20 protein-coding genes are annotated in these 23,084 nt (G+C 71.0%); 9 read left to right on the forward strand and 11 right to left on the reverse strand.

The genetic code is table 11. The annotated features are described in order from the left end of the window. Positions 1-49 precede the first annotated feature (49 nt). Positions 50-1,024, forward strand: a complete 975-nt coding sequence (locus BLU81_RS47255) for an acetylxylan esterase (protein WP_092558637.1) — start codon at positions 50-52, stop codon at positions 1,022-1,024. Between the two features lie 43 nt (positions 1,025-1,067). Next, a complete protein-coding gene (locus tag BLU81_RS47260) occupies positions 1,068-3,104 on the forward strand; it encodes a hypothetical protein (RefSeq protein WP_157752129.1) in 2,037 nt (678 codons plus the stop codon). 120 nt (positions 3,105-3,224) lie between these two features. Here the strand turns inward: BLU81_RS47260 and BLU81_RS47265 are convergent, their stop codons facing one another. The 6 genes from BLU81_RS47265 to BLU81_RS47290 form a co-directional block, all read right to left on the reverse strand. Beyond that, positions 3,225-3,494 carry a YggT family protein gene (locus BLU81_RS47265; RefSeq protein ID WP_092556309.1) on the reverse strand — a complete coding sequence of 90 codons (270 nt, stop codon included), beginning with the start codon at positions 3,492-3,494 and terminating at the stop codon, positions 3,225-3,227. 109 nt (positions 3,495-3,603) lie between these two features. Beyond that, a complete protein-coding gene (locus BLU81_RS47270) occupies positions 3,604-4,428 on the reverse strand; it encodes an aldo/keto reductase (protein ID WP_092556311.1) in 825 nt (274 codons plus the stop codon). A 562-nt stretch (positions 4,429-4,990) separates the two neighbouring features. After that, positions 4,991-5,338, reverse strand: a complete 348-nt coding sequence (locus BLU81_RS49060; protein WP_157752130.1) for a hypothetical protein — start codon at positions 5,336-5,338, stop codon at positions 4,991-4,993. Between the two features lie 75 nt (positions 5,339-5,413). Continuing rightward, entirely contained in the window at positions 5,414-6,874 is a 1,461-nt protein-coding gene (locus BLU81_RS47280; protein WP_092556315.1) for a benzaldehyde dehydrogenase, read from the reverse strand. 93 nt (positions 6,875-6,967) lie between these two features. Continuing rightward, positions 6,968-7,423, reverse strand: a complete 456-nt coding sequence (locus BLU81_RS47285) for a hypothetical protein (protein ID WP_231953870.1) — start codon at positions 7,421-7,423, stop codon at positions 6,968-6,970. 74 nt (positions 7,424-7,497) lie between these two features. Continuing rightward, the gene (locus BLU81_RS47290; RefSeq protein WP_092556318.1) at positions 7,498-8,526 is read right to left on the reverse strand and encodes a Glu/Leu/Phe/Val dehydrogenase dimerization domain-containing protein; all 1,029 of its coding nucleotides are present in this window, start codon (positions 8,524-8,526) and stop codon (positions 7,498-7,500) included. A 108-nt stretch (positions 8,527-8,634) separates the two neighbouring features. Between BLU81_RS47290 and BLU81_RS47295 the strand changes: the two genes are divergently transcribed. Continuing rightward, positions 8,635-9,093 carry an Lrp/AsnC family transcriptional regulator gene (locus BLU81_RS47295; protein WP_092558639.1) on the forward strand — a complete coding sequence of 153 codons (459 nt, stop codon included), beginning with the start codon at positions 8,635-8,637 and terminating at the stop codon, positions 9,091-9,093. On the opposite strand, the gene BLU81_RS51865 is transcribed toward BLU81_RS47295, so the two are convergent. Beyond that, positions 9,094-9,213 carry an HAD family hydrolase gene (locus tag BLU81_RS51865; protein ID WP_331717472.1) on the reverse strand — a complete coding sequence of 40 codons (120 nt, stop codon included), beginning with the start codon at positions 9,211-9,213 and terminating at the stop codon, positions 9,094-9,096. A 59-nt stretch (positions 9,214-9,272) separates the two neighbouring features. Between BLU81_RS51865 and BLU81_RS47300 the strand changes: the two genes are divergently transcribed. The 3 genes from BLU81_RS47300 to BLU81_RS47310 all read left to right on the forward strand — a co-directional run bounded on the left by BLU81_RS47300 (position 9,273) and on the right by BLU81_RS47310 (position 11,850). Beyond that, positions 9,273-9,896, forward strand: a complete 624-nt coding sequence (locus tag BLU81_RS47300; protein WP_092556320.1) for a maleylpyruvate isomerase N-terminal domain-containing protein — start codon at positions 9,273-9,275, stop codon at positions 9,894-9,896. A gap of 220 nt (positions 9,897-10,116) precedes the next feature. Then, entirely contained in the window at positions 10,117-10,887 is a 771-nt protein-coding gene (gene uppS, locus BLU81_RS47305; RefSeq protein WP_197686084.1) for a polyprenyl diphosphate synthase, read from the forward strand. A 93-nt stretch (positions 10,888-10,980) separates the two neighbouring features. Further along, complete coding sequence (locus BLU81_RS47310; RefSeq protein ID WP_092556322.1) at positions 10,981-11,850, forward strand: MBL fold metallo-hydrolase; 870 nt, start codon at positions 10,981-10,983, stop codon at positions 11,848-11,850. Positions 11,851-12,230: 380 nt separating this feature from the next. Here the strand turns inward: BLU81_RS47310 and BLU81_RS47315 are convergent, their stop codons facing one another. After that, a complete protein-coding gene (locus BLU81_RS47315) occupies positions 12,231-15,587 on the reverse strand; it encodes a bifunctional proline dehydrogenase/L-glutamate gamma-semialdehyde dehydrogenase (protein WP_092556324.1) in 3,357 nt (1,118 codons plus the stop codon). Positions 15,588-15,689: 102 nt separating this feature from the next. On the opposite strand from BLU81_RS47315, the gene BLU81_RS47320 reads away from it, so the two are divergent. Beyond that, complete coding sequence (locus BLU81_RS47320; RefSeq protein ID WP_092556326.1) at positions 15,690-16,625, forward strand: LysR family transcriptional regulator; 936 nt, start codon at positions 15,690-15,692, stop codon at positions 16,623-16,625. Here BLU81_RS47320 and BLU81_RS47325 read toward each other — a convergent pair whose 3' ends face one another. Together BLU81_RS47325 and BLU81_RS47330 are read right to left on the reverse strand one after the other, a co-directional pair. After that, positions 16,626-17,948 (reverse strand): alpha/beta hydrolase family protein, encoded by a 1,323-nt coding sequence (locus tag BLU81_RS47325; RefSeq protein ID WP_092556328.1) that lies wholly within the window; start codon positions 17,946-17,948, stop codon positions 16,626-16,628. Positions 17,949-17,980: 32 nt separating this feature from the next. Beyond that, the gene (locus BLU81_RS47330; RefSeq protein WP_092556330.1) at positions 17,981-18,646 is read right to left on the reverse strand and encodes an NUDIX domain-containing protein; all 666 of its coding nucleotides are present in this window, start codon (positions 18,644-18,646) and stop codon (positions 17,981-17,983) included. Positions 18,647-18,705: 59 nt separating this feature from the next. Between BLU81_RS47330 and BLU81_RS47335 the strand changes: the two genes are divergently transcribed. Next, on the forward strand, positions 18,706-19,452 hold the full coding sequence (locus BLU81_RS47335; RefSeq protein WP_092556332.1) for a DeoR/GlpR family DNA-binding transcription regulator: 747 nt from the start codon (positions 18,706-18,708) through the stop codon (positions 19,450-19,452). A 321-nt stretch (positions 19,453-19,773) separates the two neighbouring features. Here the strand turns inward: BLU81_RS47335 and BLU81_RS47340 are convergent, their stop codons facing one another. Further along, positions 19,774-21,597 carry a phosphatase PAP2 family protein gene (locus BLU81_RS47340; protein WP_231953871.1) on the reverse strand — a complete coding sequence of 608 codons (1,824 nt, stop codon included), beginning with the start codon at positions 21,595-21,597 and terminating at the stop codon, positions 19,774-19,776. Positions 21,598-21,737: 140 nt separating this feature from the next. On the opposite strand from BLU81_RS47340, the gene BLU81_RS47345 reads away from it, so the two are divergent. After that, a complete protein-coding gene (locus BLU81_RS47345; protein WP_092556334.1) occupies positions 21,738-23,039 on the forward strand; it encodes a jacalin-like lectin in 1,302 nt (433 codons plus the stop codon). Positions 23,040-23,084: the final 45 nt, after the last annotated feature.

Here is a 23,084-nt window from a genome sequence, read left to right on the forward strand (position 1 = left end):
TGCCGCAAGGGGTAGAACCAGCCAATGGGGTACGCCTAGCGTGATCTCCATGGCGCTCTTTGACTTCCCGCTCCCCGAATTGCGCACCTACCACTCCGCCCATCCCGAGCCACCGGGCTTCGACGAGTTCTGGTCCGGCACCCTGGCCGCCGCCCGCCGGGCCGCGCTGCCCCCGAAACTCCACGAGGTCAGCACCCCGCTCAAGGGCGTCACCACGTACGACGTGACGTTCACCGGTTACGCCGGCCAGCCGATCCGGGCCTGGCTGAACCGTCCCGCCGCGGCGACCGGCCCACTTCCGGTGGTGGTCGAGTTCATCGGTTACGGCGGCGGCCGCGGACTGCCTGTCGACTGGCTGCTCTGGGCCAGCGCCGGGTACGCCCACCTGGTCATGGACACCCGCGGTCAGGGCGGTAACTGGCGTGGCGGCGACACCCCCGACCCCGACGAGTACGGCGCCGGCCCCGCGTCGCCCGGCTTCATGACCCGGGGTGTGACCGCGCCGGAGACCTACTACTACCGCCGCCTGATCACCGACGCGGTCCGGGCCGTGGAGACCGCCACCGAACTGCCCGGCGTCGACGTCTCCCGTCTCGTCGTAACCGGCAAGAGCCAGGGCGGGGCGCTCGCCCTGGCCGCCGCCGGACTGGCCCCGGACCTGGTCGCGGCGGTCGCCGCCGGAGTGCCGTTCCTCTGCGACATCCGGCGGGCGGTCACCATCACCGACAGCGACCCGTTCCACGAGGTGGTCCGGTTCCTGCGCGCCAACCCGCAGGCCGCCGAACGCACCCTGGACACCCTCGACCACGTCGACTCGGTCAACTTCGCCCGGCGGATCACCGCGCCGGCGATCCTGTCCACCGCGCTGATGGACGGGGTGTGCCCGCCGTCCGGGGTGTTCGCCGCCTACAACGCGATCCAGGGCCCGAAACAGATCGAGGTGTACGAGTGGGACGGCCACGAGGGCGGTCGCGGCCACTTCGACGTCGCCGCCCTGGAATTCGTGGACGATCGACTCGACTGACCCTATGTAGAGAACCTAGTCAGGGTGGGTTACCGTGTCGGGCATGATCCTGACCCGGCTCACCCGGTGGGCGCTGCGGACCGCCGCCCGCCGCTGGCCCGACGGCATGCGCGAGGAACTGCTCCGGGAATGGCAGGCTGAACTCACCCACCTGGAGCAGCGCCCCGGCACCGCCGGCCGTCGCCTCGGGTTCGCGCTCAGCCTGCTCACCTCCCCGCCGGTGCGGGACGCCGCCGGTGTCCCGCGCGGCTGGGCCGAGGCCCGCTCCGGCCTGAGCCCGGCCGTGATCCTGATGCTCGCCGCGATCGTCGGCCTCGGCCTGACCGAAGCCGGCCAGAGCTACTGGTTCACGCTGTTCAGCACCTTCGGCGACGACTCCTACGGGTGGTGGTTGCGCGGCACCGCGATCGCGGACGCGGTGGTCCTCACCCTGTGGGCGGTGCCGATCGGCTTCTGGCTCGGCCGGGCCCAGCCGATGGCCCGTGACGGCCGGCTCGGCACGGCCGGGCCCGCGGTCCTCGCGCCGCTCGCCATGGTGCCGGCCCTGGTCCTGCCGGGGATCTCCGGTGACATGCGGCTGACCCCCACGATGGAGACCGTGCTGGGTGTGCTCGCCTGGACGGCACTGAGCATGGTCCTCGGACGGGCCGCCGTCCGCGCCGGCCGCACACGTGCTGTCCTGCTGGCGCTGGCCGGTGTTCCGCTGGTCGCGACGTGCGCGGCGGCGCTGGCCACCGTTCCGCTGCTGATCACCCAAGGCAGGGATGCCGCGGTCGCGTCCCTGATCCTGTCCGGCTCGAGCGGGATTCAGCCCGACGCACAGGGGTGGATCATCCAAACCGGCGTGATGATCGGCCCGTTCCTCGCCTTCGGCTGGCTGGCTGCCGTCTACGGTCTGCGGGCCGCGGCCGCCCCGGAACGCCCGATCCGGGCCACTACCGCTGCCGATAGTCCGGTCCGGCCGGCTGTCGCTTCCGGGAGCCCGCTTCCGGTCTCCGGCGAAGCGGTGGCGCCGGAGGAGAGGGCTTGGCCGGCCCTGCCCGCCGTGGTGCCCGGAGCCGGGCTGGTGGCCGTGCTGGCCGGAGTCCTGGCCTGGGCTTACACCGTCGCCTACCTCACCCCGGCGATACTGGTGATGGCCGCGACGGCCCCGATGCCCGGCGGCGACGGCGAGATCTTCCTGTGGATCGCCGAGCTGCGCTGGACCGCGATCCTGCTGACCGTTCTCGGCGCGGTGATCGCCACCGCCGGGCGGCGCTCGATGCCCCGGGCGGCGATCCTGTTGGCCGTCGGCCTGTTCGCCGCCGAGTCGGTGCTGCTGTCCCACCGGATCCTCGGAGCCGGCGGTTTCCGGATCGCCCTGCTGACCGCGGCCGTCCTGATCACGGCGGCCTGGGCACTGGCCGGACCGGCACTGCCGGGGATCGCGGCCGGGGTCGACCGCTCGCGGACCGCGGCCGCCGCCATCGCCGCGGTGGGGCTCGGACCGCTGCTCTACTTCCAGAACACTCCACCGGAGAACCACGAGTTCATGCCGCTGGGCCTGCCGGTCACCACGGTCGGGGTCGCGGCCGGACTGGTGCTGCTCGGCATGATCACGGCCGCCGCGACAAGTCCCCGGCGTCCGCATCCGTTGGTGATCGCCCTACTCGTGGTGGTGCCGATCGGGCTGCTCGTGGGCCTCGGCGTGTACTTCGGCAACGGGGCGAGCGAATCGTTCGCCGGGGCGGGCATCGCGCTCGGGCTACCGCTCGCGGTGCTGGTCACGGCACTGGTGCGGCGGCACCGCCCCCGGCGTCGCGGCCGGACCGCCCTGCTCTGGTCATCACTGGCGGTGGCCGCCGTCCCGGCGACCATCGTGTTGCTCTACGCCGCGATCATGTTGCTCGCGTTCGTTCCGGAGATCCTGTTCAAGATCGACGGGACGAGCTATCCCGCCGACGGCCTGTCCGTGGTGCCGGGCGCAGCGCTACTGGTCCTGCCCGCCGCGGTCTGGCTGGCCGGCCGCCCCGGCGGTGCGCCGACCACGGCACCGGGCCCGCAGCCGGACTCCGGTCCGGAGCCTCAACTGATCGCGTGAGGCTCCGGCCCCGGCCGGACGCTTGCTGCCGGCCTCTTGCTGATCCGGAGACGGCCGGCCGTGTTTTGACCGGGAGACGGCCGGCCGTGCTGATCCGGAGCCGAGGCGCCGCCGACCGGGTCAGATGATCGAGCGGACGATGCTGATCGCCAGGAAGACGACGATGAACGCCAGGTCGATCGAGATGCCGCCGGCCCGCAGCGGGGGCAGGACCTTGCGCACCGGCGCCAGGATCGGCTCGGTGACGCGGTAGATCGCGTCGATCGCCTTGGACCGGACCGATCCGGGCATCGCGGGACCGGCGAGCACCACGCTCCAGTCCAGCACCACCCGAACCACCAGCACCAGCTGGACGAGAAGCAGCGCGAAGCTGACCAGACCGAGAATCATCGGAACCTCCGGATAAGGGGTGCGTGCCACCCACTATGCGGTGGTTTCCTGTGAAGCTGCTTGGTGAAGTCTGTGACGGTCACGTCATGTCGTGACCGTCACAGCACTGTCAGTTGAAGTGGTCCGGGTGCGGACCGGTGCGGCCGTCCGATTCCAGAGCGTCGATCGCGGCCAGTTCGTCCGCGGACAGCTCGAAGTCGAAGATCGCCAGGTTCTCCCGCATCCGGGCCGGGGTCACCGACTTCGGGATCACGATCCGGCCCTGCTGCACGTGCCAGCGCAACACCACCTGTGCCGGAGTGCGGTCGTGGACGTCGGCGATCCGGACGATCGCCGGGTCGTCGAGCACCGCGGCCTGAGCGAGCGGGCTCCACGCCTCGGTCACCACACCCAGCTCGGTGTTCGCGGCCTGTGCGGCACGCTGCTGCAACGCCGGGTGCACCTCGATCTGGTTGACCGCGGGCACCGTGCCACCCAGGTCGGCGACCGCCCGCAGATGCTCGGGCAGGAAGTTGGACACCCCGATCGCCCGGACCCGCCCGTCAGCGGCCAGCGACTCCAGCGCCCGCCAGGTGTCCAGGTACTTCCCGTGTTTCGGAGTCGGCCAGTGGATCAGGTAGAGGTCGAGCCGGTCCAGCCCCAGCCGGGCGAGGCTGGCCTCGAAGGCGCGCAGCGTCTCGTCGTACCCCTGGTCGCTGTTCCAGACCTTCGTCGTGATGAACAGCTCGTCGCGGGGCACACCGGCGGCCTTCAGCGCGGCGCCGACACCGGACTCGTTGCGATAGGCCGCCGCCGTGTCGATGCTGCGGTAGCCGGCCTCGATCGCGGTGGAGACGGCAGCCGTGGTGTCCGCCTCCGGGATCTGGAAGACCCCGAAACCGATCTGCGGAATCGTGACGCCGTTGTTGAGCGTGATGACAGGCGTTTCGCCCATGGAGGGTTGCTCCTCTTCAGCGGTGGTTCCTCTTCTTGTACCCCGCCGAAGGGGTTCCCCCAACAGACTTCGCACGCAGCACGCTGAGGATCACTCCGGGCGGCCCCGGCTCATGGTGGTGGGCGGGCGGCATGCTCACCGGATGGTGGGCGGTGGCCCGGCCGGTCGTCGCGGGGCCTCGCGCTGCGCGCTTCGCCCGTCCGATTCGCCGGACGAGTCACGGTCCGCGCGTCCCGATGTGCTTGCTGCTCGGTACGGGGACGCGGAGCCACCCTCCCGATCGGCGGTGCCGGGCTCGCCGCACTCTCGTCCGCGACGACCGCTTCAGCGGACGGCTCGATCCCCGGTGCCGTCGCGCGCTGGAGACCCCGATGTGCGAGGTTCAGGAGCAGCCGCTCCGAGACCCGTCGTGGACCGCCTCTGGTCCGGCGGCCGGCCCGTGGTTCGCAGAGTTCCCCCGTCACCGCCCTTGGGTGGCCGTCCGGTGGCTCGGGGTGGGCCCGGTCGCGCCGGGGTGGGCGGCGCTGCGCCGATGGTGGCCCGGCCTGCCGGGTCGCGGTGTTCACAGGCCCACCACCCGCCGGGTGGCGACCGCGCCCCGGCGCGGTCCGGCGCGCCGGATCACGGTGACCCCGGTGCCGGTCCGCACCTCGGGTTCGTCACGCCGGACCGGGAGCCTGTCCGGCGGGATCTCACCCGGGTGCTGGACGTCGCCTGCGCGTTGGTTCTCGTTCGAGCGGTAGGGGACCACTGCGGCCCAGCCTCGATGGGGGGAGCTGGCGGGGGCCGGCGGCCGGAGCCGGACCGCTGGCGCGGAACTGCCACCGGCCGGCACGACGACCTCTGTTGAGGCGGGGGGCTCGGTCGTGCTCCGGCTTCCGTCGACCGGTGTCGCCTCGGCTCGATTCATGGCGCTCATTATTGATGAACGTACATGTCGCGCAAGACTCCCGGAGTGCCTGTTACCGCCCGGAAACAACTTTCGTCAGAACGGGTACGCCGGCGGCTTATCACGCACAGTGACCCACCGGGTTTCGGTGAACGCCTCCACGTTGGCCGCCGCACCACCGAACCGGGAGCCGGTCCCGGACGCCGAAACCCCGCCGAACGGGCTGTTGGCCTCGTCGCTCACGGTCTGATCGTTGATGTGCACGATGCCGGTGGGGATCCGGTCGGCCAGTGCGAGACCCCGCATCACGTCCTGGGTGACGATGCCGAGCGACAGGCCGTACTCACTCGCGGTTGCCATCCGGACCGCCTCCTCGGCGTCGGAGAATCGGATGACCGGAGCCACCGGCCCGAAGATCTCCTCCCGGAATGCGGGCGTGCCGACCTGAACCCCGGCGAGCACCGTGGGGGAGTAGAAGAGATCCCGGAACGTGCCGCCGGCCGCCACCCGGGCCCCCGACTCCACCGACCGCGTCACCACGGAGTGGATCCGGTCGCGCTGTCCGGCGTCGATGATCGGCCCGAGCACCACCTGCTCCCGAGCCGGATCGCCGACCGGCAGCGCCGCCGCCTTCGCCGCCAGCCGCTCCACGAACTCGTCGTAGAGACTCGTGTGCACCAGATGCCGCCCGGTCGTCATGCAGATCTGCCCCTGGTGGAACCACGACCCGAACGACGCCGCCGCGACCGCGCCCTCCAGATCCGCGTCGTCCAGCACCACCAGCGCCGAATTGCCGCCCAGCTCCAGGTGGGCCCGTTTCAGGTGCTCACCGGCGAGCGCCCCGACCCGGCGCCCGGCCGCCGTCGACCCGGTGAACGAGACGACCCGCACGAACGGGTCGGTGACCAGGGCCTCGCCCACGTCGGCCGCGCCCGGCAGCACCTGCAGCACACCGGGCGGCAGCCCCGCCTCCTCGAAGATCCGGGCGAGCGTGACCCCACCGGTCACCGCGGTCCGCGGATCCGGCTTGAGCAGGACCGCGTTGCCGAGCGCCAGGGCCGGTGCGACGGACCGGATGGCCAGGATGATCGGTACGTTGAACGGCGCGATCACCGCGACCACCCCGGCCGGGACCCGGCGCGCCATCGACAGCCGTGGCTCCTCGCTGGCGAGCAGCTCACCATACGGGCGAGACGGCAGCGCCGCTGCCTCGTAGCACTCCTGCTCGGCCACATGCAGGGCGAACCCGGCCATCGGCGGGATCGCGCCCACCTCACGGACGTTCCAGCCGGAGATCTCATCGGCGTGCTCGGCCCAGAGCTGCGCGGCCCGGCGCAGGACCGCGGCCCGCCGGGGATGCGGAGTGGCCGCCCAGTCACGCTGGGCTTCCGCGGCCAGCCGCCCGGCCTCGGTCACGTCCTCCGGCGTGGCCCGTCCGATCCGCCCGAGCACGGCCCCGGTGGCGGGTTCGGTCACGTCGTACGCGTCACCTCGCCCCGGCCGCCACTCACCGCCGATGAAGATGTTTCCGGTCCAGATCTTGTCGTCGAGAAGCATGCCGCGATCGCCTCCAAGCGCGCTGGGTGAGCTGAAGGTATGCCCATGTTTCCAGCAGATCAACGGACCGGGGCGTGCTCGGTCCCGGCTTCCTCAGGCGCTGGCGGCCGCCGCGGCGTTCCACTGGGTGATCACGATGCCGATGACGAACACCTGAACCGCGGTCGGCAGGCCCGGCAGATCGGCGGCGAGAGCACCGGTCCAGGCGCTGGTCCGCTTCACCGACCCGATGACCCGCTCACCGTCGACGAGCTGCTGATCCAGGCTGAGCAGCGACGCCCGCCGGAACGCGTACTCCCGGCCTCCGGCCCGCACCGTCCACTGTTTGCGCCCGGCCCGCTCCGCCTCGGCCACCACGGCACCACCGTCGTCGAGCATGGTGTACCGCGTCCCCCAGGCGTTCGGCCGGACCTTGTACTCGCGCCCGTCCAGAGCGAACCCACCACCCGACGCCCACTTGCCGATGTCCCAGGTGGTGACGACCGCCCCGCCCTCCCGCGTGAGGACGTAGTGCCTGCCCCAGAAGCCGGTACGTTCCGCATTGATCATCACCCCACGGTACGACCCGAGCGGAAGTCGAGACATCGGGCCGCCGGCGCCGAGGGCTCCGTCTCGGTGGGAGGTCAGACGGTGGCCGGGAGCGGGGTCGGTGGGGTGCCGACCAGGAAGTCGGCCAGGCGGGACGCGGCGGCGGCCGGGGTGGAGGACGTCTCGCGGGCGGCGGAGAGGATGCCGGACAGGGTGTCGCCGATGGCTTCGATGCGGGTGGTGACCTGGGCGGGGGTCTCGTGGTGGAGTTCGGTGGCGATGGCGTGGACGATGCCGCCGGCGCTGACCACCACGTCCGGGGCCCACAGGATGTCGCGTTCGTGCAGCAGGTCGGCGATGTCGTCGGTGGCGAGCTGGTTGTTGGCGGGGCCGGCTACCGCGGCGCAGCGCAGCGTGGGGACGGTCCCGGCGGTGAGGACGCCGCCGAGAGCCGCGGGTACCAGCACGTCGACGGCGGCGGTGAGACAGGATCGAGGGTCGGTCCAGGTGGCGCCGACCGATTCCATGGCGGTACGCCGGGACGGGTCCACGTCCGCGGTCAGGACCGTCGCCCCGGCTGACCGGAGCAGGCGCACCACGTGGGAGCCGACCCGGCCGGCGCCGAGGACCGCGAAGCTGCGGCCGGACAGTTCCGGTGATCCGAAACGGTCGGCGACGACGGCTCGCATGGACGCCACGACGCCGGCGGCGGTGCCGGGGGACGAGTCGCCGGTGCGGCAGAGCACGTAGCCGGTGCGTTCGCCGATCGTCATCATGTCGTCGGGGCCGGTGCCCACGTCAGGGCCGGTGGCGTAGATCCCGCCGAGGTTCTCGATCACGTCGCCCACATCGTGCAGCACCGCCCGCCGGTCGAGGACCGCCCCGGCGGGGAGGGCGACCACGGTCTTGCCGCCGCCGTGCGGCAGCCCGGCCAGGGCCGCTTTCTGGGTCATCGCCGACGACAACCGCAGCACGTCGTCGAGACCGTCCCGCCAGTCGGGGTAGGTGGCGATACGACATCCGCCGATCGCCGTGCCGAGGGCGGTCGAGTGGACCGCCACGATGATCGGGAGGCCGGATCGCGGGCCACGTTCCACGACGACGCGCTGGTGCTTGAGGGACATCGCTACTCCCGTACAACTGAAGGAACTTTGACCTTGAAGCTAGGCGTCTCCACGGGGCTCCGGTGTTCACTCCGAACGTCGTTCGGTGGATCTGGGAGAATGGCGTACGTGGACGACATTGATTCGGCGCTCGTGCGGGAATTGCAGGCGAACGCCCGGCAGACCAACCGGGACCTGGCCGCCGCCGTCGGCATCGCCCCGTCGACCTGCCTGGAGCGGGTGCGGCTGCTGCGGGACCGCGGGGTGATCACCGGGTACCACGCGGACGTCAGCCTCACCGCGCTCGGCCGCGAGGTGCAGGCTCTGCTGAACGTGCAGGTCCGGCCACTGAACCGGGAAGTGATCGAGGGCTTCAAGGCGTACGCCGCCGGTCTGCCCGAAGTCTTGTCGGTTTTCGTGCTGGCCGGTGGTGACGACTTCCTGGTGCACGTCGCGGTGCCGAGTGTCGAGGGCCTGCACGGTTTCCTGATGGACCGTTTCTCCGGCCGCCGGGAGATCGTCGGTTTCCGCAGCTCGGTGATCTACCAGCACCACCGCAACCGGGTCATCGAGCCGCTCGGCGGCTGATCACCGCTCCCACGGGGCCGCCAGCCACGCGCGGTGATGCGCCGGCATGGAGTCGGTGATGGTCCCGTCGCAGTCGAACAGGTACGCCTTGAATTCGCCGTCCGGCAGGGGTAGCAGCACAAACGGCCACGCTACGGCCCGGCTCCGGGTGACACCGCGGCACATGCGATTTTGGTGAGATGGACTACCGCCGCACCTACCGAGCCGCCGCCATCGTCTTCGCCGACCTGGCCTCCCGCATCCCCACGGCGGCCCTCGACGGCCCCGGACTCGGCGAGTGGACGCTACGTGACCTGCTGGGCCACACCGTCAGTTCGGCGCTGCGCCAGGTTCCCGTGGTCCTCGCCGACCGCGCGCCGGCCATCGTCGTACCCGTCCCGGAAGGCTATTTCGCCCTCCTCCGTCTGGCCCCGACCGAGATGGTCACGGCGGCCCGGACCGCTTCCGACGACGACGCCCGAGCCACCGGCACCACTCTCGGTGACCAGCCGGCCCGCGAGATCAGCGGCTACATCGGCCAGGCCACCACCGCCCTCGCCAGCGTCTCCGACGACGACGTGGTCGCCACCCCCGCCGGCGGCATGCGGGTCCGCGACTGGCTGCCGACCCGCACGTTCGAGCTGGTGGTGCACGCCTCCGACGCCGCCGCCGCGGCCGGCCTGCCGATCGAGTTCGACCCCGAGACCCTGTCCGAGTCGGCCGCCCTGGCCGCCCGCGTCGCCGCCCTCACCGGCGGCGGCCTGACCGCTTTGCGTTCCCTCACCGGCCGCGGCCCCCTCCCGGACGGCTTCTCGATCATTTAAGACCGCTTTCTGGTACGCCCGGCAACCCCCCAATCGCACCGGCCCGCCCCGCCGGGTCCCCGCGAGGTCAGCGCCGCTCCGGGTCACCCCGCGACCGCCGGGCGGAGGCGACGGTCGCGGCCCGGCGCCGGCCGGGTGGTTGTGGAGGATTCGTGCAGGTTGCGGGCCGGTCCTGTGTCGGGACGCTCGCGCGCCGCCCCGGGATGGTTCGCTCCGTCCCATGATGCGGATGGTCTACGCGCTCTACACCCGGCGGCTGCGGCGCCGCCTCGACGGCGCGGTCATGCCCCGGCACGTGGCGATGGTGATGGACGGCAACCGCCGCTGGGCCCGGCAGCGGGGTTTCGACGACCCACGAATCGGCCACCGCTACGGCGCCGAACACCTCGACGAGGTCCTGAGCTGGTGCGCCGAGATGGGAATCCAGCACGTCACGGTCTTCGTGGCCTCGGTCGACAACATGCGCAAACGCGACGCCGCCGAAGTGGGCAACCTGATGCGCATGATCGAACAGGTGGTGGCCGAACGCCTGTCCCGCCCGTCGAGCGTGTGGCGGCTGCACGTGGCCGGCCGTCTGGACGTACTCCCCGACTCGACCCGGCACGCCCTGAAACTGGCCGCCGAAGCCACCCGGGACTCCACCTCGGGTTTCCACGTGACCATCGCGATCGGCTACGACGGCCGCGAGGAGATCGTCGACGCCGTCCGCGAGTTGCTGGAGTCCGAGTCCCGAGCCGGTCACACGGTGCCCGACATCGCCCAGCGCCTGACCGCCGACCGGCTCGCGGCCCACCTGTACACCAACGGCCGGCCGGACCCCGACCTGGTGATCCGTACCTCCGGCGAACATCGGACCTCAGGTTTCCTGCTGTGGCAGGCCGCCTACTCCGAACTCCACTTCTGTGACGTTTACTGGCCCGGCTTCCGCAAGCTGGACTTCCTCCGGGCCCTGCGTTCCTACGCCGCCCGCCATCGGCGTTTCGGAGCCTGACCCGCCCGGTTCGCGAGGGTCAACGAATCGACGCGAGGCTTGATATCTTGCGCTCGGAGGCGCTTTCGGCGGCCTGCGATCACGGGAGGCGTCATGGCCGGAACGCGTTTCGACTTCAGCTCCGAGACCCCGGCGGCCGGGAGTCTGGACGTCCGCTGGATCCACGGTTCGACCTCGCCGAAACACAACACCGACCCCGACATCCAGGTGCACGCCTACAACGAGAACACGGTGATCCTGCGCCAGAACAAGGCGGTCCACTACGAGGGCCCGTTCCTGTTCCTGCTGTTCGGCAACGACCGGGCGGTGCTGCTCGACACCGGCGCCACCGCGTCACCGGACCATTTCCCGTTGCGGCACACCGTCGACGGCCTGATCCGGCGCTGGCTGGCCGAGCACCCGCGCGAGACGTACGAACTCCTGGTCCTGCACACCCACGCCCACGGCGACCATGTGGCCGCCGACGCCCAGTTCACCGACCGACCCGGCACCACGGTCGTGGCCGCCGACCGTCCGTCCGCGTGGACCTACCTGGGTCTCACCGGACCGGGCACGGCGAGCCGGCTGGACCTGGGCGGCCGCGTGCTGGACTGCCTGGCCACGCCCGGCCACCACGAGGCCGCCGTCACCTTCTACGACAGCTACACCGGTCTGCTGCTCACCGGCGACACGGTGTACCGGGGCCGCCTCTACGTCAACGACTGGCCGGCCTTCACCAGCACCATCGACACCCTGATCACGTTCGCCGGGACGCACCCGGTGACCCACGTCCTGGGCTGCCACATCGAGATGGCCGGCATGCCGGGCGAGGACTACCCGCGAGGCACCACCTTCCAGCCCGACGAACCCCCGTTGCAGATGACCACCCAGCACTTGCACGAAATCCGCAAGGCCATCACCGAGGCGGGCGACCAGCCCGGCCAGCACGTCCGTGACGACTTCATCCTCTGCCACCTGCCCTGACCGCACAGCGCCCCGCCCGGCGACGTGTGTGCCGACTTGTGGTGCGGAACGCACCACAAGTCGGCACGCTGTCCCGTGCCCGGTCGTGTGTGGTGACCTGTGGTGCGGAACGCACCCTAATTCGGCACGCTGTTCCCTGCCCGGCCGGCGATCGAAAGCCGCCGGCACCGGGTGTCCGGTGAGCGTTCCCTCGCATTCGCCCGGCGGTCGCGGGGTGGCCTCGGGCGGCGCGGACCTCGCGGGGACCGGACAGGGCGGGCCGGTGCGGTTGGGGAGCCGGGTGGCGTACCCCACCGCGGTTCGATGTTGATCTGGCGTGCCCGGAGACGGCGACGCCCTCCGCGCCGGGTGGGGTGCGGAGGGCGTCGCCGAGCCGGAGGTCAGAGGAGTTCGGCGGCCATCGGGAGGGGGTTGCCGAAGCGGTGGGCGGTGATGCTGACCGCCTGTTCGCGCAGGAACGGCAGGAGTTCCAGGCGACCGGATTCGGTCACCGGGCCGGACCAGACCGCTACGTCGGGGCGGCCTGCGGTGGCCTCGGTCAGGGTGCTGGCGTCGCCGCCGATCAGGCGGATCCGGCCGGCCCGGACCGAGGTCGCGAACGTGGTGTCGTCCTCGACCTTCGCCGACGGATAGCGGGCCGCCAGACCGGCCGGTAGCGGCGTCGCGGTGGAGACCGTCACGTCGGCGCCGGTCAGCAGGGCCGCGGACAGCACGCGGACCAGGTCGGCGACGGTGCCGCCGGAGGCCAGCCGGACCGTTGCCGAGGTCGGCAGGTAGCGGAACACGTTGCGTTCCGCTTCGAGGCCGGAGACGTCGGTGGGGGTGCGGAATGCGAAGGCGGCGTCGCTGCGGGCGGCACGGTCCAGGGACTCGGACTCCGCGGCTTCCAGGACTTCGCCGGCGACGGCCAGCAGAGCCCGGACGCCAGCGTGATCGATCGCGGTCCTGGCCGTTGCCGGGCGGGACTGCCAGCCGGTCAGGCCGGTCAGGTAGTTGGGGCCGCCCGCCTTGGTGCCGGGGCCGACCGCCGACTTCTTCCAGCCGCCGAACGGCTGCCGCTGCACGATGGCGCCGGTGATGCCCCGGTTGACGTAGAGGTTGCCGGCCTGGATCCGGTCCAGCCAGGTGCGGATCTCGCCCGCGTCGAGCGAGTGCAGGCCGGAGGTGAGGCCGTAGTCCACCTCGTTGACCAGGTCGATCGCCTCGTCGAGGGAGCCGGCGATCATGATGCCGAGGATCGGGCCGAAGTATTCGGTGCGGTGGAAAGCCGATCCGCGGCGCACGCCGTCCCGGATGCCGGGGCTCCACAGCTTGCCGCTGTCGTCGAGTTTGCCGGGTTCGAGCAGCCACTGCTCACCCTCGCCGAGAGTGGTCAGGCCGTCGAGCAGCTTCCCGGCGGCCGGTTCGACGAGCGGGCCCATCTTGGTACGCGGGTCGGACGGATAGCCGACGTCCAGCGACGAAACCGCGTCCAGCAGCTGGGTGCGGAACCGCTGCGAACGGGCCACCGAGCCGACCAGCACCACCAGGGACGCGGCCGAGCACTTCTGGCCGGCGTGCCCGAACGCCGACGCGACCACGTCCTTGACCGCCAGGTCCAGGTCGGCGCTGGGGGTGACGATGATGGCGTTCTTGCCGCTGGTCTCGGCGAGCAGCGGCAGGTCGGTGCGGAACGAGCGGAACAGTTCGGCTGTCTCGTACGCCCCGGTCAGGATGACCCGGTCGACGAGCGGGTGCGCGATCAGTTCCCGGCCCAGGGTCTGCTCGTCGACCTGGAGCAGCGTGACCAGGTCGGCGTCGGCTCCGGCCGCGGCCAGTGCGTCCCGCAGGATGCCGGCGAGCACGGTGCCGCAGCGTTCGGCGGGACCGGCCGGTTTGAGGACCACCGACGAACCGGCGGCGAGGGCGGCCAGCACCGAACCGGCCGGGATGGCGACCGGGAAGTTCCACGGCGGCGTGACCAGGGTGAGCCGCGCCGGAACGGGGACGGCCCCGTCGACCTGGGCCAGTTCACCGGCCAGTTCGGCGTAGTAGTGGGCGAAGTCGATCGCCTCGGACACCTCGGGGTCGGCCTGGTCGACGGTCTTGCCGGCTTCGGCGGCCATCACTTCGAGCAGCGTGGTCCGGTGCGTCTCCAGCGCGTCGCCGATGGCGTGCAGGACAGCCTGCCGGTCGGCGGCTCCCCAGCCGGCGGCGGCGGCCTTCTCCATGGCCTGGTCCAGGTGCTCCCGGTCACCGATGCGGGGCAGGTCCAGGCCCAGGTGCGAAGTCTCGACCCGGGACAGCAGGTCGCGTACCTCGGCACGGTTGACGGCGACCGCAGGGTCGGTGTCGGGAGTGTTCACGAACAGCCCCGGAACACTGCGCGGGACGGCGGCGAACCGGTCGGCCACCCGGTGCGGCACCGGTGCTTGACTCTCGGCGAGGTCACGCAGCGACGCCAGGAAACGGTCGCGCTCGCGGTCGAACAGAGCCTCGTCGGTGTGCAGCTCGAACACCGCCGACATGAAGTTGTCGGTGCTCGCGCCCTCTTCGAGACGGCGGATCAGGTAGGCGATCGCCACGTCGAACTGCTCGGGACGTACCACCGGCGTGTAGAGCAACAACCCGCCGACCTCGCGCCGGACCGCCTCGGCCTGACCCTCGGCCATGCCGAGCAGCATCTCGAACTCGATGCCCGCGCGCACGTCCCGCTGTCCGGCGAGGATCCACGCGTACGCCACGTCGAACAGGTTGTGCCCGGCCACACCCAGGCGCACGTTGCCGATCCGGTCGGGGTGCAGCGCGTAGTCGAGGACCCGCTTGTAGTTGGCGTCGGTGTCCTGCTTGCTGTCGCAGGTGGCGACCGGCCAGCCGTGCAACTCCGCCTCGACCCGCTCCATCGGCAGGTTGGCGCCCTTGACCAGGCGCACCTTGATACCGGCGCCACCGCGCTCGCGGCGGGCCGCGGACCACTCCTGAAGCCGCGTCATCGCGCCCAGGGCGTCCGGCAGGTAGGCCTGCAGCACGATGCCGGCTTCCAGGTTCAGCAACTCGGGACGGTCCAGGAGCCTGGTGAAGACCGCGATCGTCAGATCGAGATCCTTGTACTCCTCCATGTCCAGGTTGACGAACTTGCCGTCTTTCGCGGCCAGCGTGAACAGCGGCAGCAGCTTCTCGGCGATGTCGGAGACGGCTTCGTCGAAGGCCCACGGGTTGTGCGGGGCGACCGCCGACGACACCTTGATCGACACGTAGTCGACGTCCGGCCGGGCCAGCAGCTTCTCGGTGCTGCGCAGCCGGTGGGTGGCCTCGCCCTTGCCCAGGACGGCCTCACCGAGCAGGTTGACGTTCAGACGTACGTCACGCTGCTTGATCTTCTTGATCGCCTTGCCGAGGCGGGCGTCGGATGCGTCGACGATCAGGTGCCCGACCATGTGGCGCAGCGCGCGGCGGGCGATCGGGACCACCACACCCGGCATCACCGGGGCGAGCGCGCCGCCGGCCTTGACCGCGAGGCGCAGGTGGGCGGGCAGGAAACCGGGCACGTCCCGGGACAGGGCGCGCAGGGTGCGGGCGCTGACTTTCAGGTCCTCGGGGCGGATCACACCGTCGACAAAACCGACGGTGAACGCCAGACCTTTCGGGTCACGCAGCACCGCGGCGAGCTGTGCGGCCGAACCGCCGACCGGGACGTCCGCGGCCTCGCGCAGCCAGCGCCGGACAAGGGCGATCGTCTCTTCGGCGATCTCAGGCATCGGGAACTCCTTCCGTTGTGCGCAACAGTCTGAAGTCCGTATACAGCTTAGGAAAAGCGATGCTTTCTGAGCTGTGTTGTTAAGTTCCGCTAATGTAAAAAGGTGCTGGAGATCCGCCGTCTGATCCTGCTGCGTGAACTGGCCGTCCGGGGCACGATCGCCGCCGTCGCCGAGGCCCTCAACTTCACCCCGTCCGCAGTGTCCCAGCAGCTCAGCCAGTTGGAACGGGAGACCGGCACCCAGCTGTTACGCAAAGCCGGCCGCCGGGTCCAGCTCACCCCGCAGGCCGAGGTTCTGGTCGCTTCGGTCGGTGAGGTCCTGGACACCCTGGAACGCGCCGAGGCCCGCCTGCAGGCCGCCGCGGCCACCGTCACCGGCCGGGTCCGGGTGGCCGTCTTCCAGTCGGCCGCCCTCGCCTTCATGCCCGCCACCCTGCGCGCCATGGCATCCCTGTACCCCGATGTGCGGGTGGAGATGACACAGCGCGAACCGGAGGAGGCGCTGCGCGAGACCTGGGCCCGCGATTTCGACCTGGTGATCGCCGAGCAGTACCCGGCGCACGCCGCCCCACACCACCCCGGCCTGGACCGGCGCGACCTCACCACCGACGCGATCCGGCTGGCCCTGCCCGCGTCCTCGGAGTCACTGCACCCGGTCGACTCCCTCGACTCCGCCCGGCACATGCCGTGGGTGATGGAACCACGCGGCGCTGCCTCCCGGCACTTCGCCGAACAGGAGTGCCGCCGGGCCGGCTTCGAACCGGACGTCCGTTACGAGACCGCCGACCTGCAGGCCCACATGCGCCTGGTCGAGTCGGGCAACGCCGTCGCGCTGATCCCCGACCTGATCTGGGCGGGCCGCGGCACCTCAGCCCGCCTGCTGGAGTTGGACGGCGCCCCGTATCGCACCATCTTCACCGCCCAGCGGCTGTCCGGTGCGGCGTCCCCGGCCGCCCGAGCCTTCCGCGAGATCTTGCAGCACACCGTTGCCGCAGCGAAGTCGACGCCGATGCCGGGCGGGGCAGCACCGGCGATCTAGCTAGCCGGTCGCGTGATCCGGCGCCGGGCAGGCCGTGAACTGCGGCCGCGTCCCGACGGTGAAGCGGCAGCCGAAGTCCGGGGCGGCCACCGCGCGGCGGTCCAGGATCGGGTCGCCGGCCGGGCGGCGGCCGTGCTCGACCCAGGTGACCAGGTCGTCGAAGCCATTGGTCAACTCGGGGGCGGTGAAGCCACAGTGGGTGACGTCGCGGATGGCGCGGGAGACGAACGACCGGGAACTGCGGGCGTATTCCTGCTCCATCGAGAACGGCACGAACAGGTCGCCGATGCCGTGCAGCGACAGCACCGGGATCGACGGGCGGCCCGCGACCCGGGGGACACCGTCCGTCGCGGTCCGCCCGACCCGCAGCACCGACGCGTTCAGCGCCCGTTCCGCTGTGGTGAGCTTCCGCCGGTCGTCGATCTGGTAGACGGTCCGGCGGTTGTCGGTCAGGTTGCCGGACGCGATACCGGCCGTGCCGCCGCTGAGCCCCGGCCACACGCTGAACAGGAACGGCAGTCCACCCTGGGAAGCCGCGTCCCAGTAGGCGAACGCCTGCGGGAACCCGGGCCGCTCGCCGCCGCTGCGCCGCTCCAGGACGTCGGACCAGGTGGCCTTGGGCAGCGAGGCCCGGATCCGGGCGACCTGTGCCGCCCAGCGCGCCGGATAGCCGGCGTCCGGCCGGAGGGGGAACTCGATGTCCACCTGCGCCAGTGCCGCCGCGGTCACGCCGGCGTCCAGGAAGTAGTCGAACAGCTCGACGTCACCGAGGACCCCGCAGTAGGGCATCGCCCCGGCGAACGTCCGCGGATACCTCTCGATCGCGACGGCCGTGACGTGGCCGCCCATCGACGCGCCGCTGATGTAGGTCTTGACCGGATTCTTCCGCGTCACCCTTTTGAACAGGCCGATCAGCGCCTGAGTGTCCTGGACGCCCTGGCTCACGTCGTAGCCGTTGGTCGCGTAGCTCGACGCCGCCCATGCGAAGCCCCGGTCGATGTAGTGCGCCCGCAGGTCGGGGTCGGTCACGTAGACCGTGGTGCCGGTGCCGCGATAGCCGTGGGCGTAGACCACGAGCCTGCCGTTCCACCGTTTCGGCACCTCGATCCGCCACGCGGCACCCGCACGGATCCCGGTGTGGGTCGTCGCTCCCGGCAGTGCGGTGAACGGTTTCCCGCCCAGATCGCAGTCGGGGTCGGCGACGAGGTAGCCGGGCTGGGTGGGGCTCGGCGCGGGCGCCGAACAGGTTGCCGCTGCGGCGGGAGTCCCCATCAGGACCCCGGCGATCAGCGTGGCGGCGAGAACGACCCGGCGAACGATCATCGCGTTTACCTCCGGGTAACATCCAATGGCCGTCATCGATCGATGTCAAGGACCTCCTTCAGTGCCGCCCACTGGAGCAGCATGATCGTCTTGGCGTCGGCGATCTCCCCGGTCTCGATCATTTTCAGGGCCGCGCCGAACGGCAGCTCCACCGACTCGATGTCCTCGCCGTCCTCGGCCAGCCCGCCGCCCGCCGAGGTGCGGGACGCGGCCGAATACGGCGCGGCGAAACAGTGCACCCGCTCGGTCACCGACCCCGGACTGGTCCACACCGCGAACACCGGGATCAGCTCACCGATCGTCACCCCCAGCTCCTCGGCCGCCTCCCGCCGGATCGCCGCCGCCGGATCGTCACCGTCGAGCAGCCCGGCCGCGGTCTCCAGGAACATCCCGTCGGGGTGGCCGTTCACATAGACCGGATAGCGGAACTGCCTGGTCAGCAACACTGTCCCGCGCTCGGCGTCGTAGAGCAGCACGGTTGCGCCGTCGCCCCGGTCATAGGTCTCCCGCTGCTCGGACGACCAGTGCCCGTCGCGCCGCCGGTAGTCGTAAGTGGTCCGCCGCAGCACGTGCCACCCGGCCCCGGTCAGCTCCACATCACGCACGATCACGGACGGGTTGCCGGTCAGGTCCCGCCCCGCCCGGTCCAGCCCGACCCGGCCACGATCATCGGGAACGTCGATCCCTGGTCTGTTCATGCCGGGAACGGTACACTTCGAAACACGCAACAGTCGACAGAAACAAGGGGAAACACGGAATGCTTGCGGCGGAGCGCCGAGACTTCCTTCTGGCCCGGCTCCGGGCAGAGGGCAAAGTGGTGGCCAAGGAGATCGCGATCCGGCTGGGGGTCGCCGAGGACAACATCCGGCGCGACCTGCGCGAGATGGCCGCTGCCGGGCTCTGCCAGCGGGTCTACGGCGGAGCGCTGCCGATCTCGCCGGCCCTCGCCGACTACGCCACCCGCACGGGTCTCGCCCCGTCCAGCAAGGAGCGCGTGGCCGTCGCCGCGGCCGAGCTGATCCAGCCCGGCAGCACCGTCCTGCTCGACGGCGGCACCACTGCCCTGGCGGTCACCGCCGCGCTGCCACCCGACCTGCGGGCCACCATCGTCACGCACAGCCCGACGGTCGCCGCCGCCCTGGTCGACCATCCGTGCGTCGACGTCTTCGTGATCGGCGGCCGCCTCTTCAAACACTCCGCGGTGACCTGCGGTGCGGCCGCCGCCGAAGCCGTGCGGGGCATCACCGCCGACCTCTTCCTGCTCGGCGTCACCGGCGTCCACCACGAGACCGGCCTGACCACCGGTGACCCCGACGAGGCCGCGATGAAACGCACTCTGGCAAGCCGCGCCGCTGAGACGTATGTGCTGGCCAGCGCGGAGAAGATCGGCGCCGCTTCCCCGTTCCAGGTCCTTGCGCCGGACCGCGTCACCGCCATCATCACCGACGCGCCGCCGGATCATCCCGCGCTGAAAGGCCTACCCCTTCTTTCGGTACGGTCGTGAAAGGCCCCGTAGCCCCGGCAGCCACGGTGGGCGTCACACCGGACCGCCCCTCGCCGCCGCCTCACGCATGCCCAAGACGACAACGGCCCGCGCCTCGTCGAGACGTGAGCCGGCCAGTCGGCGGTCCAGCGGACCTTGCCCTGTCAGCCGCCGCCGGCCCGGACCTGTCTGCCGGACCGCCCGCCGGACTTCGCGCCGCGGGGAGATCCGCGGTCCGGGGCGGACAGGCGGTTCCGCGGTGCCGGGTGGTCCCGCCCGGGGTGGCGGGGACCACCCGGGTCGGACCGGGTCGTTCGGACCCGGTCGGGCGGGAGTGGTGGGTCAGGCCTTGTGGAGGCGCAGGGTGATGGCGTCGCCCTGGTGGTGCAGGGTGGCGCGGTAACCGGGGGTCGTCACGACGACCCTGGCGAACTGGCCCCGGACCCGGCGTGCCTTGAGGACCGGGACCGGGGAGTCGTACTTGTCGTTCTTGCCGACTGTGACCTCCAGGACCGTGCCGACGCCGATGACGGCGTCGCCGCCGATGGTGAGCGGGGCCGCGCCGTGTGGGCGGACAGTCAGGGCGACAGTGCCGGAACTGAGCCGGGCCGCGCCGCTGACGTGCGTCTTCGGGGCGAGAAGGCGCAGGGTGCCGCCGCTGACGGTGAGGTCGCCGGAGCCCATGGCCGTCTTCGAGGCGGCCACCAGAGTGCCGGCGGCGACCGTCGTACCGCCGCGGTAGTCGTTGTCGCCGGTGAGAGTGAGCGAGCCGCTGCCCAGTTTGATCAGGCCGCCCCGGCCGGCGATGTCGTTGCGCCACACGTCCGCGGCGGCGAATCCACCGGCCGTGGCGTCGAGGGCGACCGCCACGGTGGAGTCGAACGCGCCGTAACCGTCGGCGGCGGCGAACAGGTTGATCCGGCCCCACTGTTCGGGGCCGTCCAGGATCGGGTTGCCGGCGGGCAGGCCGGTGGTCCGCAGGACTTCCCGGCGCTGGGCGGCGTCCAGGTAGGGCAGGCGGGTCTCCAGCAGTACCTCGGCACCGGCCGGTACCTCGAAACGGAGGTTCGATCGGCGCGACGGCAGGCCGTAGGTGAACTTCGGGGCCACGATCCGGGCGTTGCCGTCGCGGTCGGCACCTGACCGGGCGTACCCGATGAGGTCCTGTCCGATTTTGCTCGTGAAGTATTCGAGCGCCTGGGCTCGGGCTGAAGCCTTCAGCGACGCGTTGGCGGGGTCGTTCAGGATCGCGGCGGCGAGTGCGGTGCCGAGGATCCGGCCGCCGATCACGTCGGCGGGGGAGTGCATGCCGGTGACGATCCGGGTGTGGGCCAGGTCGAACGCGGTGGTGACCATCTCCTGAAACCGTTCCGGCACCGCGTAGGCGAACGACAGCGCCGCCAGGAAGAGCGCGTTGGTGTGCCCGGAGACGTAACCGCCGTCCTCGGCCGGGGTGGTGCTGCGCTGCCGGAGCAGGGTGGGGGTGACGACCACGGCGGAGTCGTAGACCGGGAACCCGAACTCGTCGACGGCCCCGGTGTCGACCACCTGTCCGTTCTCGGTCATCCGCCACGGGCGCGGGTACTGGAACGCGAACTTGCTGGGGTTGCCGGACGACCAGTTGCCGCGCAGCGTGTTCACCAGCGTGACGACCCGGCCCAGTTCGGAGGTGGCCGAACCGGCGCCGAGGGCGGATCCGGCGGGCGCACCGGCCGGGATCGTGTCGCTGACCGTGGTCGCCGGGGTGGTCGCGGGCGCCGCGGTGATGCCGGTGACGGCGAGCGAACCGGCTTTGTAGACGTCGGCGAGCGGGCCGAGCCCGGCGATCACCGAGTAGCTCTGGTGCTGACGGTCCACGATGAACGACCGGGCCGCTTCGGCGGCGGTGCGCTCGCGGGTGGTCTTCACGACGTACCGGACGTTGGCCCGCAGGAACGCCTGGTCCAGCACGGTGCCGTTGTTCCAGGCGGTGCCGGTGCTCCACACCTGCTGGAACCCGGACAGGATCCGCACGGCGGCGTTGGTCTCGACGGTCAGGTTCGCCGTCGTGTTCGTCTGATAGGCGCCGACAAAGGAGGCGGCGGCAGCAGCGGCGAAGGCGGGGCGGGCCGGGGCGACGAGAGTGGCGGCACCGGCGAGCAGAAGTGTGCGGCGGCTGAGGTTCACGAGCAGGGAGACTCCGTGGAGCACAAGACCGTTTCGCCAACTCCCGCTTGTCTTGATGTGAATAATTTTCAAAGGGACTTCCATCACCGGGTTGCCGATCGCTACCGTCCGGTAACCCCCATCGATGGAAGGCAATCCCCATGAGACGCGTTCTCATCGCGCTCGCCGCCCTGGCAAGCCCGCTCGTCCTCGCGCCCGCCCCGGCGTACGCCACCGCCGGCACGTTCAGTGTCCTCACTTACAACGTCGCTGGTCTCCCCGACATCATCTCCAGCGCCGAAGTCGACCGGCAGACCGCGCACACCGCCATCGGCCAGCGGCTCGGCCCGTACGACATCGTGCAGGTGCAGGAGGACTTCAACTACCACGCCTACCTGTACGCCGCCGACACCACGCACGCCTACCGCACCCCCACCAGCGGCGGCGCCGGCATCGGTTCAGGGCTCAACACGCTGTCGAAGTTCGCCTACGACACCGACGACTTCGAACGCGGCGACTGGAACTCCTGCCAGCTCGACTCCGGTGACTGCCTGACCCCCAAGGGCTTCACCTTCGCCCGTCACCGGCTCGCCGAAGGTGTCTACGTCGACTTCTACAACCTGCACACCAATGCCGGTACGAACGCCGGTGACCAGGAGTCCCGCGCCGACAACCTGAACCAGCTGACCGCGTTCATCGGCACTCACTCGGCCGGCAACGCGGTGGTCGTGATGGGCGACACCAACACCCGGTACACCCGGGCCGCGGACACCATCCGCACGTTCGTCGCGGCCAACGGGCTCACCGACGCCTGGGTGAAACTGAAGCGCGGCGGCACCCCGCCCACCTCCGGTGCGGACGCCCTGGTCTGTGACCCGGCGGCGGTCACCGACACGTGCGAGGTCGTCGACAAGATCCTCTACCGGGGCAGCCGTTTCGTCACACTCAACGCCACCGGCTATCACAACGAGGACGCCGGATTCCGTACGTCGGACGGGCTGATGCTCTCCGACCACTTCCCGATCAGCACCGCGTTCACCTGGTCCACCAACAGCGCCTTCGAGTTCAGCGAGCAGTTCGGTGGCCCGCACGGCGACTACTTCAACGACATCACCGCGATCTCCGGCAGCCCGGCCACCGTCGGAGTACGCGCCGGTTCCCGCGTCGACCAGGTCAGCATCGGCGCGCTGGCCCACGGCGGCACCGGCGGCACGGCGGTGTCACGCACCCTCGCCAGCGGGGAGTATGTCGCGAGCGTCTATCTGTGCCGGGCGCAGTACAACAGTCGTACCCGGATCTTCTACGCCCGTTTCACCACCAGCCTCGGCAACACGATCGCCGGTGGCACCACCACCTCCGACTGCGTGACCAGGACCGCCCCGGCCGGCTTCCAGATCGCAGGTTTCCACGGGCGGGCCGGCGACGCGGTCGACAAGCTCGGTGTCATCTATTCGCGGCGCTGACTCGTAGGTCTCACTTTCGCGTGCGGCGGCACCCGGGCGGGTACC

The sequence above is a fragment of the Actinoplanes derwentensis genome, assembly GCF_900104725.1.
GTDB lineage: Bacteria > Actinomycetota > Actinomycetes > Mycobacteriales > Micromonosporaceae > Actinoplanes > Actinoplanes derwentensis.

Bases quoted from the DNA above. Each gene is read 5' to 3' on its own strand.
- BLU81_RS47270 (WP_092556311.1), bottom strand. From the start codon at position 4,428: ATGGGCGAAACGCCTGTCATCACGCTCAACAACGGCGTCACGATTCCG.
- uppS (WP_197686084.1), top strand. From the start codon at position 10,117: ATGATGCGGATGGTCTACGCGCTCTACACCCGGCGGCTGCGGCGCCGC.
- BLU81_RS47260 (WP_157752129.1), top strand. From the start codon at position 1,068: ATGATCCTGACCCGGCTCACCCGGTGGGCGCTGCGGACCGCCGCCCGC.
- BLU81_RS47325 (WP_092556328.1), bottom strand. From the start codon at position 17,948: ATGATCGTTCGCCGGGTCGTTCTCGCCGCCACGCTGATCGCCGGGGTC.
- BLU81_RS47335 (WP_092556332.1), top strand. From the start codon at position 18,706: ATGCTTGCGGCGGAGCGCCGAGACTTCCTTCTGGCCCGGCTCCGGGCA.
- BLU81_RS47280 (WP_092556315.1), bottom strand. From the start codon at position 6,874: ATGCTTCTCGACGACAAGATCTGGACCGGAAACATCTTCATCGGCGGT.
- BLU81_RS47265 (WP_092556309.1), bottom strand. From the start codon at position 3,494: ATGATTCTCGGTCTGGTCAGCTTCGCGCTGCTTCTCGTCCAGCTGGTG.
- BLU81_RS47255 (WP_092558637.1), top strand. From the start codon at position 50: ATGGCGCTCTTTGACTTCCCGCTCCCCGAATTGCGCACCTACCACTCC.
- BLU81_RS49060 (WP_157752130.1), bottom strand. From the start codon at position 5,338: ATGAATCGAGCCGAGGCGACACCGGTCGACGGAAGCCGGAGCACGACC.
- BLU81_RS47290 (WP_092556318.1), bottom strand. From the start codon at position 8,526: ATGTCCCTCAAGCACCAGCGCGTCGTCGTGGAACGTGGCCCGCGATCC.
- BLU81_RS47330 (WP_092556330.1), bottom strand. From the start codon at position 18,646: ATGAACAGACCAGGGATCGACGTTCCCGATGATCGTGGCCGGGTCGGG.
- BLU81_RS47315 (WP_092556324.1), bottom strand. From the start codon at position 15,587: ATGCCTGAGATCGCCGAAGAGACGATCGCCCTTGTCCGGCGCTGGCTG.
- BLU81_RS47345 (WP_092556334.1), top strand. From the start codon at position 21,738: ATGAGACGCGTTCTCATCGCGCTCGCCGCCCTGGCAAGCCCGCTCGTC.
- BLU81_RS47285 (WP_231953870.1), bottom strand. From the start codon at position 7,423: ATGATCAATGCGGAACGTACCGGCTTCTGGGGCAGGCACTACGTCCTC.
- BLU81_RS47300 (WP_092556320.1), top strand. From the start codon at position 9,273: ATGGACTACCGCCGCACCTACCGAGCCGCCGCCATCGTCTTCGCCGAC.
- BLU81_RS47310 (WP_092556322.1), top strand. From the start codon at position 10,981: ATGGCCGGAACGCGTTTCGACTTCAGCTCCGAGACCCCGGCGGCCGGG.